This is a genomic window from Bradyrhizobium sp. TM239, from assembly GCF_036247985.1.
Lineage (GTDB): Bacteria > Pseudomonadota > Alphaproteobacteria > Rhizobiales > Xanthobacteraceae > Bradyrhizobium > Bradyrhizobium ottawaense.
The window spans coordinates 725,001-739,429 of record NZ_BTIR01000001.1 but is presented as its reverse complement, the minus strand read 5'-3'; the positions used below and the strand labels follow the sequence as shown (position 1 = coordinate 739,429).

Below are 14,429 nucleotides of genomic sequence, written 5' to 3'. Positions count from 1 at the left end.
CATGTCTGTGCAGGAAGTATTGCCGCTGGGCGGCCTTGCGACCGGATCGTCCGGTCAGTTTCGCGCCGACCATCTGCTGGTCGCCGACATGGTCAAGCCGGGTTCGAAAGTGCTCGACGTCGGCTGCGGCGAGGGCGACCTGCTTCAGCTGCTGGAGACCCGCGGCATCGACGGCCGCGGCATCGAGCTGTCGCGCGAGGGCGTCAACCGCTGCGTCGCCAAGGGCCTTGCGGTGGTGCAGGGCGACGCCGACACCGACCTCGTCAATTATCCCGACGACGCCTTCGACTACGTGATCCTGTCGCAGACGCTGCAGGCGACGCGGCAGCCGAGGGTGGTGCTGGAGAATCTGCTGCGCATCGGCCGCCGCGCCATCGTCTCGTTCCCGAATTTCGGCTTCTGGAAGATGCGGCTCCAGCTCCTGATCGGCGGCCACATGCCGCGCACCGAGAATTTGCCGGCGACCTGGTACGACACCGCCAACATCCATTTCTGCACCATCAAGGATTTCGTGCAGCTCTGCGACGAGATCAACGTCAAGATGGAGCGCTCGGTCGCGCTCGATCTCTACGGCCGCCCGGTGCCGCTGAACCTGCCCTGGTGGGTGTGGAACATGTTCGGCGAGCAGGCGGTGTTCTTGCTCAGCCGGGGCGGGGGGAAGTGACGCCGTAGGCGTCATTCCGGGGCGCGCGTAGCGCGAGCCCGGAATCCATCGTGCAACAACGCCGCAGCCCGATGGATTCCGGGCCTGCGCCTTCGGCGCATCCCGGAATGACAGCTAGTGTAGAGCCAGCGATCGCGGATCGCGCACCGGCCATCGCCCGGCTTCCACCAGCGTCACGAACCGCTCCACGCTCTCGTTGAACAGCGCGGGCTCCTCGAGATTGAGCACGTGGCCGGACTTCGGAAACATCGCCAGCCCCGCCGTGGGCAGATGCTGCTTCAGGAACAGGCTCGGCCCGACGCACGGATCGTCCTCGTCGCCGCAGATGATCAGCGCCGGCGTCGATGCGCGCTTGATTGCGTCCGTCATCGTGTAGATCGAGGGGCGGCCGCCCTGGAAGCCGCGCATCGTGCGCGCCGATCCCTTGGAATCGTGGCGCGCCAGCGCGGCATAGAAATCGGCATGGCCGCGCGGGTCCTTCACCAGGAAGGGAATCCGGCTCGGCGCCTCGCGCGTGACCTTTGCGACCTCGGCGGAGCCCAGCGTCTCGAATTGCTCGGCATTGGCGCGGCACTGCTTGCGCCAGGCCTCCAGGTTCTCGATCTCCGAGCCGGAGCCGACGCCGGCCAGCGTCATCGACAGCGCGCGCTGCGGCGCGTTCAATCCGATCTGCAGCGAGGAATAAGCGCCCATCGACAGGCCGACCAGATGGGCGCGCTCGATTCCGAGATGATCGAGCACGGCGAGCGCGTCGGTGTAGAAATGCGTGTAGGTGTAGACCTCGCCCTCAGGCACGTCCGACGGCGTGTAGCCGCGCGCCGAATAGGTGATGCAACGGTGGCCGCGCGAGAAGTAGCGCATCTGCGGCTCCCAATTGGTGTGGTCGGCCGCGAACTCGTGCAGAAAAATGATTGGCGTTCCCCGGCCCGCTTCTTCGAAATAGATGCGGACGTCGTCCCTGGTCGTGGCGTGGGGCATTAACCGTTTCCCTCTCTTAAAGCCGCCTTTGCAGGATTGCAGTTAATGCTGTTGTCGGCAATGCGGCAGCCTCAATCCAGTATCGGCGCAAAATCATCGCAGCTATTCACCGGCGCGGCGTCTTTTTCTCGCCACATCGGGCGGCTTAACGGCCAGACCGATGTCGGCCGTTGCACGGGCCGATTGGGAAGTGGGGTGTCAACGAAGGATGAAGAATGTTTGAGTTGTTTGCGTCTCGCCTGTCGCGTTGTGTTGTCGCGCTGGCGATTTTGTTCGCGGCGGTTGCCGCATTGGTTTCTCCGGCCTCAGCGCGGCCGCATCATCGTCATAGCGCAGAGCGGCACGCTTACGTGCACCACGCCAGGCATCATCATTACCGCCACCATGCCCGCAGCTCGCGCTTCGAGCGCAGCGCGGCGCAATTGCAGGCGGGCGGATTCGCGGACACCCAGGCGAGCTATGATCCGAACGCCAACAGCGGCGGCATGGCCCATGCCGCTATGGCTAACACCGCAATGGCCAATAGCGGCGGCTTCGGCGGCGGATCGAGCTTGGTGTCCGAGGCGCGCCGCTATGTCGGCGGCAACCCGACCGGGCGCGGCAGCCTGTGGTGCGCGCGCTTCATGAACATGGTGCTGGAGCACACCGGCCATAAGAGTTCGGGCTCCGACATGGCGAGCTCGTTCGCGCGTTACGGCACCCGTGTCTCCGGTCCGCAGGTCGGCGCCATCGCGGTGATGTCGCGCGGCCGCCGCGGCGGTCATGTCGGCATCATCACCGGCGTCGACGCGCAGGGCAATCCGATCATGATCTCCGGCAACAACGGCAATCGCGTCCGCGAAGCGCCGGTCTCGCGCGGCCGGATCTACGCCTATGTGATGCCGAATTGAGGTGAGGCGCGTAGGGTGGGTTAGCTAGCGGTCGCGCGAAGCGCGGTCCGCTGGCGTAACCCACCTCTTCTGTTTCTGCGGTGACAGACAGGGTGGGTTACGCCTTCGGCTAACCCACCCTACGAAGCTCACACCAGCTTCGGCTCTTCCACCGCAACCGCATCGCCGACGCCGATCTCGCCACCTTCGATCACCTCGGCATAGATGCCGCAGTCCATGTGGCCGAGGTTGCGCGAGAGTGTCGGCGGTATCTCGAGATCGCGCTTGGCCGTCACCGGGTCGACATTGGTGGCCGGGCAGCGGACGATGCGCTTGACCACCTTCAGCCGCACCGCGCCGATCGCGAGCGTCTGGCCGACGAGATCGAGCTCCGACCAGGCCGGCCAGCCCTTCACGTAGAGATTGGCGCGGAAGCGCAGCGGATGCACGGCAGCGCCGCCCAGCATGGTCTCGATGGCGCGGACGCTGCCGAGATTGATGATGGAGACCACCTTGCGGGCGACGTCGGAGAAGCTGTGGCAGCGGCCTGACAGGATTTTGGGCGGGCCCTTCAACTCCGGCTGAAAGTTCTCGCTGAAATAACTCTCGATGGTGGCGCGCCCGGCCGCGGTCTCGAGATCGCCGCTGGCGACGATCTGGCCGTCCCTGCGGATGGTCAGGACATTGGTGGCGTCGTCGAACCGGCTGTCGAGCTCGGCAAGCCGCTCATTGCGCGCGAGCATCAGAAACTGGATTTTCGGCTTCCACTCGGGTCGCTCGGGATCAAAGCCGCTCGGGCCGTTCTCGATGGCGTAGCGGCGGTCGGCGGGCAGGGTCTGGCCCGTCCGCAAGGGGGCGCGGCGCAGGGACTCCGGCGTCAGGCCCTTGATCGGGTAGCGGTAAAGGCCGGTGATTTCGGCAGTGTGGCTGACTGTCATGCCGTTACTTAAGGGATTCGATCCGGCCCCGCCAAGCCGGCGGGCCAGCGCACGAAATTGTGAACTGGCCTCTTTCGCATCTGCAACCTGCTTCCCACATCTGCCTCAGGCCGGCGGCAACGTCGGCAAAACATGACCGTTACCGGTTGAGAAACGTCAATGCGGTAATCGGAAACCCAATGAAGATGCCGTTTGGAGTGCCTTAGAGGGCTCCAGGGGCAGGCCGAGGGACAGAAAAGATGAATATCGACAAATATACCGAACGCTCCAGGGGCTTCGTCCAGTCAGCGCAGTCGCTTGCGGTGCGCGAGGGACATCAGCAGTTTTCCACCCTGCACGTGCTCAAGGTCCTCCTGGACGACAATGAGGGGCTGGCTGCCGGTCTGATCGACCGCGCCGGCGGCAATTCCCGTGCAATTCTGAAGGCGACCGAGGATGCCCTTGGCAAGGTGCCGAAGGTCAGTGGCGGTGGCGCCGGGCAGATCTATCTGGCGCCCGAGCTCGCCCGTACTTTTGATGCCGCCGAAAAGGCCGGCGAGAAGGCCGGCGACAGCTTCGTCACCGTCGAGCGGCTGCTGCTCGGCCTGACGCTGGAGAAGACCAGCGAGGCCGGCACCATCCTGGCCAAGGGCGGTGTCACCCCGCAAAACCTCAATGCGGCGATCGAGGCCCTGCGCAAGGGCCGCACCGCAGACTCGGCCACCGCCGAGAACGCGTACGATGCGCTGAAGAAATACGCCCGCGACCTCACCCAGGCGGCGCGCGACGGCAAGCTCGATCCGGTCATCGGCCGCGACGAGGAGATCCGCCGCACCATCCAGGTGCTGTCGCGCCGGACCAAGAACAATCCCGTCCTGATCGGCGAGCCCGGCGTCGGCAAGACCGCCATCGCCGAAGGCCTCGCGCTGCGCATCGTCAACGGCGACGTGCCGGAGAGCCTGAAGGACAAGAAGCTGCTGTCGCTCGACCTCGGCGCGCTGATCGCGGGTGCAAAATACCGCGGTGAGTTCGAGGAGCGGCTGAAGGCCGTGCTCCAGGAAGTGACCGGGAGCGAGGGCACTTTCGTCCTGTTCATCGACGAGATGCACACGCTGATCGGCGCCGGCAAGGGCGACGGCGCGATGGACGCCTCCAACCTGCTCAAGCCCGCGCTCGCCCGCGGCGAGCTGCACTGCATCGGCGCGACCACGCTCGACGAATACCAGAAGCATGTCGAAAAGGACGCCGCGCTGGCGCGGCGCTTCCAGCCGATCTTCGTCAGCGAGCCCTCGGTCGAGGACACCATCTCGATCCTGCGCGGCCTCAAGGACAAGTACGAGCAGCACCATGGCGTGCGGATCACGGATTCCGCGCTTGTCGCGGCGACGACGCTGTCCAACCGTTACATCACCGACCGCTTCCTGCCCGACAAGGCGATCGACCTGATGGACGAGGCCGCGGCGCGGCTGAAGATGCAGGTCGATTCCAAGCCGGAAGAGCTGGATTCGCTCGACCGCGAGATCATCCGGCTCAAGATCGAGCAGGAAGCTCTGAAGAAGGAAAGCGACCCCGGCTCCAAGTCCCGTCTCGAGGCGCTCCAGAAGGAGCTGGCCGAACTCGAGGAAAAATCTGCGGCGCTGACGGCGCGCTGGAGTGCGGAGAAGAACAAGCTCTCCAACGCCCAGAAGCTGAAGTCGGAGCTGGACGCCCTGCGCGTCGATCTCGCCGACGCCCAGCGTCGCGGGGAATTCCAGAAGGCCGGCGAGCTGGCCTATGGCCGGATCCCGCAGCTCGAGAAGCAGCTTGCGGATATCGAGGCACGTGAAGGCTCCGGCGAGATGATGGAGGAGGCGGTCACCGCCAACCACATCGCGCAGGTGGTCTCGCGCTGGACCGGCGTGCCCGTCGACAAGATGCTGGAGGGCGAGAAGGAAAAGCTCCTGAAGATGGAGGAGCAGCTCGGCACCCGCGTCGTCGGCCAGGCCGAGGCCGTGCGTGCGGTCGCAACCGCCGTGCGCCGCTCGCGCGCGGGCCTGCAGGACCCGAACCGCCCCACGGGCTCCTTCATGTTCTTAGGCCCTACCGGCGTCGGCAAGACCGAGCTGACCAAGGCGCTCGCGGAGTACCTGTTCAACGACGAGACCGCGATGGTCCGCCTCGACATGTCCGAATACATGGAGAAGCACTCGGTCTCGCGGCTGATCGGCGCGCCTCCGGGCTATGTCGGCTATGACGAGGGCGGCGCGCTCACCGAAGCGGTGCGGCGCCGGCCCTACCAGGTGGTGCTGTTCGACGAGATCGAGAAGGCGCATCCCGACGTCTTCAACGTCCTGTTGCAGGTGCTCGACGACGGCCGCCTGACCGACGGCCAGGGCCGCACCGTCGACTTCCGCAACACGCTGATCATCATGACCTCGAACCTCGGTTCGGAATTCCTGGTGAACCAGCCGGAGGGCGAGGACACTTCCGCCGTGCGCGAGCAGGTGATGGGAATGGTGCGCGGGCATTTCCGCCCCGAATTCCTCAACCGCGTCGACGAGATCATCCTGTTCCACCGCCTGCAGCGGAGCGAGATGGGCCGGATCGTCGAGATCCAGTTCGCGCGGCTGCAGAAGCTCTTGACCGACCGCAAGATCGTGCTGACGCTCGACGCTGCCGGCCGCGACTGGCTCGCCGCCAAGGGCTGGGACCCCGCCTACGGCGCAAGGCCGCTCAAGCGCGTGATCCAGCGTCACGTCCAGGACCCGCTCGCCGAGATGATCCTGGCCGGCGACGTCAGGGACGGCGACAGTGTCGCGATCTCGTCCGAAGGCAACGTGCTGACCTTCAACGGCAAGGCACCACAGACCGCCGAGATCACCCAGTTCGAGGCGCCGGCGGCGAAGCGGAAGCTGAACTGAGCGCGGGCGCTCGAAGCCTGAAACGATAAGCCGCCCCGGAGAGGCCAGCCTCTCCGGGGCGTTTTTTTGGGGGGCGCTGGCAAAAGCGTGGTCCGAAAAGGTGCGCAGCATCCCGCTTTAGCTAACGCGGTGGGGATCAGACGCTATTTCTTCACCACCTTGTAGATCGCGTTCTCGACGTCCGAGGTGAAATAGATCACCCCCGTCGCACCGATCGCCACGCCCGTCGGAATGTTCGTCGGCAGCCCGCCGGGAGCGCCCGCGAGGCCGATCGGGAGATTGGCGGCGATCTCGGTGACCTTGCCGGTTTCCGGCGCGATCTCGATCAGCCGTTTGGCGCCGACTTCCGCCACGATGAGCTTGCCGTCGTTCCCGCGCGCGATGCCTTCGGGCATTTTCAGCTCCTTGGCGACCACGGTCTTTCCGCCATTGCTGTCGATTTTGGAGACGATGCCCGAAAAGGCTTCGGTGACGTAGACTTCATCGGTCTGGCCACGGACGAGCCCGACCGGGCCCTCGAGGTCGCCGATCAGCGTGGTGCGATCCTTGCCGTGCTCACCGCTCACCTTGACGAGCGACTTGGTGCCGAGCTCGGCGACCAAAATGCTGCCGTCGGCGAGCACGATCGCGTCGTGCGGCGCCTTGAAGTCGTGCAGCATGTCGCGCGTCGCGCCGGTCTTGGCGTCGATCACCTGCACCGTGCCGGTGAACCAGCTCGACAGCACCACATCGTTGCCCTTCGCCGTCGCGCTCATCGGATATTCCAGCGTGGTGTCGGCGGCGTGCATGCGCGCCTTTTCGGTGACCTCGCCGGTCGCGCCGTCCACCGTGCGATAGGCGAACACGTCGGCGAGGTGGATCGTATCCTTGCCGTTCTCCGAGGTGACGCCGATGCCACCGGGCAAAGCGAGCTTGCCAATGATGATCTGCTTGGCCTGACCGGTCGCGGGATCGACCTCCTGGATGCCGTTGTCGGCCATGTTGGAGACGTAGATGCGGTCCTTGTCGTCGATCGCGAGATTGTCCAGCGACGGCTTCAGTTGCGCGACCAGGGTCTTGGCGCCCGATTTGGGATCGACCCGGACGAGCTGGCCGAGCGCGGTGTCGACCACGAAGAGATTGCCCTTGGAATCGAAGTTCACCGCGGCCGGGACCTTGAAGCCGTCGGCGACGACGGTCAGCTCGGCCTTGTCGACGTCGACTTTCGCGACCTGGCCCTTGAACCAGAGCGGACCATAGAGCTTGTCGTCGGGACCGAACTCGAAGCCGTTGAGGCCGCCCATCTTCTCCATGATCTGGCGCGGCGGTTTGACGCCCTCGACGTCGATCTCATAGAGCGTGTCGCCGAGGAAGACGGTGGTGGCGTAGAGCCTGCCGTCCTTGCGGAAGGCGAGCGAGTTGATGCCGGGAAGGCCGGATGCGAGCTTCTTGATCGGGCCGTCGCCCTTGCGCGCATAGAGATCGCCGGTCAGGAATCCGGTCCAGGCCATGGTGCCGTCGGGCGCGAACGCGATGTCGTCGGCCATTCCGATCGGAGAGGGGATTGCAACCTTGGCGGTGCCGCCTGATATGTCGACCTCGTAGAGCGCCGCGCCGGCGACGCTGCCGGCGAACAGATGGCCAGCCTTGTCGATGCCGAGTCCATGCACGCCATGGAATGCCGAACCCTGGACCAGCCTGGTGACCTCCCAGGTCTCGGCGAATGCGCTCGTGGTTGCGAAAAACGCAGCAAAAAAGGCTGCGCAGGCGAGCCTGTTCGTCATGGCGAGACCTCCCGTTTTTTGGAAAGTATTCGCTCCTGGCGCCGCTTTGGCAAACGAAACTTGAAATTGTGACGCCGCGAAGCAGCCTCGCGCGGGAACGTCGAATTCGGACCGTGTTTGGAGATCTCAGGTCGGTTGCAATTAGCGGTTGCTGACCTGCAACGGGCCGCCGGTCGCATCCGACATGCGGGCGATGGCGCCGCCTCGGCCGCTCATCATGCCGTCGAGCCGGTCGCGCTCCTTCTCGAAGCCCGCGAGCATCGGGCCCTCGAGCGAACGGCCGCGCGGCAGCTTCACGCGCATCGGGTCGACGAAGCGGCCGTTGACCAGGATCTCGTAGTGGACGTGCGGGCCGGTCGACATGCCGGATGATCCGACGAAGCCGATCACCTGGCCCTGCCGCACCTTCTTGCCGACTTCCATGCCCTTGGCAAAGGCCGACATGTGGCCGTAGGCCGTCTCGTAGCCGTTGTTGTGCTTGATGCGGATGTATTTGCCGTAGCCGCCCTCGGGGCCGGCCTTCTCGATCGCGCCGTTGCCGGAGGCGAAGATCGGCGTGCCGTAGGCGGTGGCCCAGTCGACGCCGGTGTGCATCTTCACAAAGCCGAGGATCGGGTGGCGGCGGCCGCCGAAGCCGGAGCGCATGATGGCGTTATTGACCGGCTTTCTGACCAGGAACTTCTTCGCGCTCTTGCCGGTCTCGTCGTAGTAGTCGACGACGCCGTCGTCGGGGCTCTGGTAGCGGTAGTATTTCTTGGTCTCGCCGCCGACGGTGAGGGAGGCGAACAGCACGTCGTTCTTTTCGCTCGACGTCACGCCCTCGTCCTCGCCGGCGTAGAACACGTCGAATGAATCGCCCGGCTGCACCTTGCGCTGGAAATCGACGTCGTAGGAGTAGATCTTGATCATGTCGTCGATGACGGGCATCGGCACTTTGTTGCGCATCGCGGTCTCGTAGATGCTCTGGTAGAGCCGCACGCCGGAGCCGTCGTCATCATCGTCGTCGTCGCTGCTGGCGCTGGCGGCGGCATCGGCGACGGTGTTCATGCTGGAGACGTCGACCGCGACGTATTTGCCGAGATCGGACAGCGCCGCGATCGCCTCGACCATGGTCTCGTTGGCGACGACGACGCGGTAGGGCTGGAGGCGGGCGCCGGGGCTCGCCGGCGCCATCAGGATGCGGAGCTTCTCGCCCTCCTTGAGGCCGCCGTCGCGGCCGCGGGGGCCGAGCGTTGCGGCGATCGCCTTGATCTCGTCGGCGTTCGCGCCGAGATCGCGCAGCACCGAGGCGACGCTGTCGCCCTTCTTGACCAGATGGACGCGTTCGCCGTTGGGATTGCCGCCGGTGATCTGCTCCTTGGTCTTGGGCAGCAGCGTGACGTTTTCCGGCACCACGCGCGTCTCGAAGCCGGCATAGGGATCGGAGGGCGAGGCTTCGGCGGCGTAGGCGCTTCGGATGTCGGACGGGCCGGTCGCGCCGGAGACGTCGGCTGCGGCATTGGCGAGCGAGGCGTAGCGCACTCCGCCATTGCCGCGCCAGTTGGCGGCGTCGCGCACCCGCATCAGGATGTCGTCGAGCGCCACCACCGCGGAAATCTTGGCTTTCGGCAGCACCGGCGACAGGTCCTTGGTGACGAAGGACACTTCGGCGTCGGGCTCGACCGCTTCGGGATTGTTGGGATCGTCGGATGCGGTCTTCGGATCGGAGCCGACGTCGGTGAGCAGGCGCTGGGCGTTGAACGGCGGGATCTTCGCCGACAGGTCGCTCGTCGTCATCGACAGATTGCCGGCGATCCGGACGAAGGGACGCACCCGCATCACGTCGCGGTTGCCGACGCGGGCGACCGTGGAGACGCGCACGATGTTGCGGGACGCCGAGGATTCGCTCGGCGGCGGCAGGCGGTCGCTCTTGTGCAGGGTGGCGGCGCGATCGGCGGCGCCGAATGCACCGCGCAGCGCGCCCTCGACCCGCTCCGGCACCTTGGCGAAGGTCATCTCGCCGTCGAGCGATGCGAAAACGGCGCCGCCGATCAGGGCTGCGCCGCAGAGTCCGGTCAAGATTGTCCCGCTGAACCATTGCACGGAGACGCGGCGGCGGTCGATCACGGCGGCTTCGGAACCATCGACGGACAGCGGCGGCTCGTGGCCGAGATCGATGATCCCGGTCTCACGCCCGTAAGCGCCGCGTGATGTCCTGTGGCTCAACCCAAGTCCCCCAATCAACGACCCAAGAAGCCCGCTTCGAACCTCGTCCCAGGCCGCCCTCTTGAAGGGGGATTGCCGGGAAAAGGCAAGCCGCACAGATGTCCGCGCTCAGAAAGCCCCACGACGGGGCCGGCCGAAATTACGAACAGAAGGGCGGAAAAAGCTCTCTCGATGTCTCTCGAATGTCCGGGGAAGGCCGCGTCATCTGCAAGATGCCTTCCTCTGACCTCATGAAAACCGCCGGCAGCCCCCACTGGCATCCCTGCGATTCAAGCTTGTCTCATACCAGAACGCCGCGGGATTGTGGCTCTAGTACGGCGCCTACCAGGGAAAAAGTTTCCTGAACGGCCCGGCGCGGGGCCCCCTTGGAGGGGCGCCGCAGTCCGTGTCCGAAGCCCCTTCCGAGCCCCTCCGGAGCCCGCCTGGGGCCAAACTTTTTTTCAGATTTTTTGCCGGACGCGGCCGGCCCGCGCGACCGGCGTCCCGCTAACCGGCTGGAATCGTGTGATTTTTTACAACAATCCACCGTGCGACGATTTGTTGACAATGGCCGTTGACAATCCCGAGTGCGGGGGCCTATAACCCGACCACTGAGCGCGGCGCCGCCGGGTCACTGACCAAGGCGAGCGAACGCGCCACTGATGCTCCTCACCTTGTTGAGTGACACAACAGTCGACGTAAGTCGATTGGAGTTCATCCATCGTCGGTAAGGGTGTCGGAACCCTTCCTCTCTGGAAGGTTGGGGCCTCCACGGTCCCGGGCTGTTTGACAAGTGAAGATGAAGAAAGAGAAACGTGGACGGCGGAGTCCTTGCGCCTCTCGGATACTGAAGAGCTTCGGCTTTTGAGTTCTGAGAGGGGACGAAAGACTTCGGCGGTACACGTTTTCAAGGAAACACCATCGTTGCCCGCGATGTGAATCGCAGGCAGCAAGTCGATCTCGGTCGACAATGGTGGGACCTCGTCAAACGTTGTGATCAGCCGGTTCAAAGTTCAAGTCCAACTTGAGAGTTTGATCCTGGCTCAGAGCGAACGCTGGCGGCAGGCTTAACACATGCAAGTCGAGCGGGCGTAGCAATACGTCAGCGGCAGACGGGTGAGTAACGCGTGGGAACATACCTTTTGGTTCGGAACAACACAGGGAAACTTGTGCTAATACCGGATAAGCCCTTACGGGGAAAGATTTATTGCCGAAAGATTGGCCCGCGTCTGATTAGCTAGTTGGTGAGGTAATGGCTCACCAAGGCGACGATCAGTAGCTGGTCTGAGAGGATGATCAGCCACATTGGGACTGAGACACGGCCCAAACTCCTACGGGAGGCAGCAGTGGGGAATATTGGACAATGGGGGCAACCCTGATCCAGCCATGCCGCGTGAGTGATGAAGGCCCTAGGGTTGTAAAGCTCTTTTGTGCGGGAAGATAATGACGGTACCGCAAGAATAAGCCCCGGCTAACTTCGTGCCAGCAGCCGCGGTAATACGAAGGGGGCTAGCGTTGCTCGGAATCACTGGGCGTAAAGGGTGCGTAGGCGGGTCTTTAAGTCAGGGGTGAAATCCTGGAGCTCAACTCCAGAACTGCCTTTGATACTGAAGATCTTGAGTTCGGGAGAGGTGAGTGGAACTGCGAGTGTAGAGGTGAAATTCGTAGATATTCGCAAGAACACCAGTGGCGAAGGCGGCTCACTGGCCCGATACTGACGCTGAGGCACGAAAGCGTGGGGAGCAAACAGGATTAGATACCCTGGTAGTCCACGCCGTAAACGATGAATGCCAGCCGTTAGTGGGTTTACTCACTAGTGGCGCAGCTAACGCTTTAAGCATTCCGCCTGGGGAGTACGGTCGCAAGATTAAAACTCAAAGGAATTGACGGGGGCCCGCACAAGCGGTGGAGCATGTGGTTTAATTCGACGCAACGCGCAGAACCTTACCAGCCCTTGACATGTCCAGGACCGGTCGCAGAGATGTGACCTTCTCTTCGGAGCCTGGAACACAGGTGCTGCATGGCTGTCGTCAGCTCGTGTCGTGAGATGTTGGGTTAAGTCCCGCAACGAGCGCAACCCCCGTCCTTAGTTGCTACCATTTAGTTGAGCACTCTAAGGAGACTGCCGGTGATAAGCCGCGAGGAAGGTGGGGATGACGTCAAGTCCTCATGGCCCTTACGGGCTGGGCTACACACGTGCTACAATGGCGGTGACAATGGGATGCTAAGGGGCGACCCTTCGCAAATCTCAAAAAGCCGTCTCAGTTCGGATTGGGCTCTGCAACTCGAGCCCATGAAGTTGGAATCGCTAGTAATCGTGGATCAGCACGCCACGGTGAATACGTTCCCGGGCCTTGTACACACCGCCCGTCACACCATGGGAGTTGGTTTTACCTGAAGACGGTGCGCTAACCCGCAAGGGAGGCAGCCGGCCACGGTAGGGTCAGCGACTGGGGTGAAGTCGTAACAAGGTAGCCGTAGGGGAACCTGCGGCTGGATCACCTCCTTTCTAAGGATGATCCTTCAGCGAGCTTCGGCTCACTATCGGATCGTTTTAGAAACATCAGTGGCCAACAATCGTCAGGATTGTTGAGCTGCATTGGCGGGATTTCGCCGTCTTCGTTTCTCTTTCTTCGCGGACGAACACGCGCTGGGGCTGCAGGTTTGCAGAGTCCCTGGTCCTTGACTGGATATGCGTTAGGGGCTTGTAGCTCAGTTGGTTAGAGCGCGCGCTTGATAAGCGTGAGGTCGGAAGTTCAAGTCTTCCCAGGCCCACCACTTTCATCGAGTGAGCATTCGTCTTCTGGTTACGGGGCCATAGCTCAGCTGGGAGAGCGCGTGCTTTGCAAGCATGAGGTCGTCGGTTCGATCCCGTCTGGCTCCACCAGATGGTTTGATCATCGACTGATCGTGCACCTAAATCGTCCGCGAAACATCACTTCGCATCTTGCTAGTCTGGATAGACAGCAAGTTGCGTGATTTCTGACATCGTAAAGAGGAGATCGATCCGAGTTGGATCGTGCAGCAAGCAATTGCTACGCGGGACTTCATTATCTCCGGATCATTTCGGCGCTCGTGCGTCTTTCAAGGGTAGCTCACAAGGCTGCTTCTGGAGAGACAGGCGAGTTGTAAATGATCCTTTTAGCGAAGCTTGACCGCCTCGCTATCGGAACGATCTTACGAAGCAAGCTGGTCTTTCTAATCATTGTCCGGCTGCAGATAGCGTTCATCGAGGGCGCGTGCCGCAAGGCAGTTCTGCAGACAACATTCTGCCGAGTGTGTGGACATTGATAATGAGAGCAATCAAGTGCCTTAAGGGTGTTCGGTGGATGCCTTGGCGCTGAGAGGCGATGAAGGACGTGCTACGCTGCGATAAGCCGTGGGGAGCTGCGAAGAAGCTTTGATCCATGGATTTCCGAATGGGGAAACCCACCTTCGATAGCCGGAACTCCAAGACCTTGGTCTTGGGGTTGTGAGAGATAATCAAACGATCCTTGACCGTGAGGTTTTGGATTTCCGGTTATCAAGAGAAGGTATGAGACTTCTGAATACATAGGAGGTTTCAAGCAAACCCAGGGAACTGAAACATCTAAGTACCTGGAGGAAAGGACATCAACAGAGACTCCGTTAGTAGTGGCGAGCGAACGCGGACCAGGCCAGTGATACATCAAAGACAATCGGAACCAGTCAGGAAAGCTGGGCCTCAGAGGGTGATAGCCCCGTACGAGTAATGCGATGATGTATCCACGAGTAAGGCGGGACACGTGAAATCCTGTCTGAACGCGGGGGGACCACCCTCCAAGCCTAAGTACTCCTCAGCGACCGATAGTGAACCAGTACCGTGAGGGAAAGGTGAAAAGCACCCCGACGAGGGGAGTGAAATAGACCTGAAACCGGACACCTACAAACAGATGGAGCCCAAGATACGTTCTGGGTGACATCGTACCTTTTGTATTATGGGCCAGCGACTTAATTTAACGAGCAAGCTTAAGCCGATAGGCGAAGGCGTAGCGAAAGCGAGTCTGAATAGGGCGTCAAGTTCGTTGTATTAGACCCGAAACCTAGTGATCTAGCCATGAGCAGGTTGAAGGTGAGGTAACACTCACTGGAGGACCGAACGGGTGCCTGTTGAAAAAGGCTCCGATGACTTGTGG

At 62.6% G+C, this 14,429-nt stretch carries 7 protein-coding genes, 2 tRNA genes and 2 rRNA genes (1 of these 11 only partly in view); 7 read left to right on the top strand and 4 right to left on the bottom strand.

Annotated features, from left to right (window positions below):
* The first annotated feature begins 1 nt into the window (after position 1).
* On the top strand, positions 2-664 hold the full coding sequence (gene metW, locus AABA84_RS03590) for a methionine biosynthesis protein MetW (protein WP_212247176.1): 663 nt from the start codon (positions 2-4) through the stop codon (positions 662-664).
* Positions 665-778: 114 nt separating this feature from the next.
* Here the strand turns inward: metW and AABA84_RS03585 are convergent, their stop codons facing one another.
* Positions 779-1,642: an alpha/beta fold hydrolase gene (locus AABA84_RS03585; RefSeq protein ID WP_338311390.1), complete on the bottom strand. Its 864-nt coding sequence runs from the start codon at positions 1,640-1,642 to the stop codon at positions 779-781.
* A 215-nt stretch (positions 1,643-1,857) separates the two neighbouring features.
* Here AABA84_RS03585 and AABA84_RS03580 point away from each other — a divergent pair, with 215 nt between their 5' ends.
* Positions 1,858-2,532: a TIGR02594 family protein gene (locus AABA84_RS03580; protein ID WP_338309664.1), complete on the top strand. Its 675-nt coding sequence runs from the start codon at positions 1,858-1,860 to the stop codon at positions 2,530-2,532.
* Positions 2,533-2,660: 128 nt separating this feature from the next.
* Here AABA84_RS03580 and AABA84_RS03575 read toward each other — a convergent pair whose 3' ends face one another.
* Positions 2,661-3,449, bottom strand: a complete 789-nt coding sequence (locus tag AABA84_RS03575; RefSeq protein WP_212247173.1) for an MOSC domain-containing protein — start codon at positions 3,447-3,449, stop codon at positions 2,661-2,663.
* A gap of 239 nt (positions 3,450-3,688) precedes the next feature.
* Between AABA84_RS03575 and clpB the strand changes: the two genes are divergently transcribed.
* Positions 3,689-6,328 (top strand): ATP-dependent chaperone ClpB, encoded by a 2,640-nt coding sequence (gene clpB / locus AABA84_RS03570; protein ID WP_212247172.1) that lies wholly within the window; start codon positions 3,689-3,691, stop codon positions 6,326-6,328.
* A 143-nt stretch (positions 6,329-6,471) separates the two neighbouring features.
* Here clpB and AABA84_RS03565 read toward each other — a convergent pair whose 3' ends face one another.
* Both AABA84_RS03565 and AABA84_RS03560 read right to left on the bottom strand, forming a co-directional pair.
* Entirely contained in the window at positions 6,472-8,091 is a 1,620-nt protein-coding gene (locus AABA84_RS03565; RefSeq protein ID WP_338311387.1) for a hypothetical protein, read from the bottom strand.
* 141 nt (positions 8,092-8,232) lie between these two features.
* Complete coding sequence (locus tag AABA84_RS03560; RefSeq protein WP_338311385.1) at positions 8,233-10,296, bottom strand: M23 family metallopeptidase; 2,064 nt, start codon at positions 10,294-10,296, stop codon at positions 8,233-8,235.
* Between the two features lie 999 nt (positions 10,297-11,295).
* Between AABA84_RS03560 and AABA84_RS03555 the strand changes: the two genes are divergently transcribed.
* From AABA84_RS03555 to AABA84_RS03540, 4 genes are all read left to right on the top strand, one after another.
* Positions 11,296-12,784 (top strand): 16S ribosomal RNA (locus AABA84_RS03555).
* A 192-nt stretch (positions 12,785-12,976) separates the two neighbouring features.
* Positions 12,977-13,053, top strand: a tRNA-Ile gene (locus tag AABA84_RS03550).
* Positions 13,054-13,086: 33 nt separating this feature from the next.
* A tRNA-Ala gene (locus AABA84_RS03545) sits at positions 13,087-13,162 on the top strand.
* Positions 13,163-13,576: 414 nt separating this feature from the next.
* A 23S ribosomal RNA gene (locus AABA84_RS03540) occupies positions 13,577-14,429 on the top strand (it continues 1,993 nt past the right edge of the window).
* Together the 16S and 23S rRNA genes with 2 tRNA genes alongside form the textbook arrangement of a ribosomal RNA operon.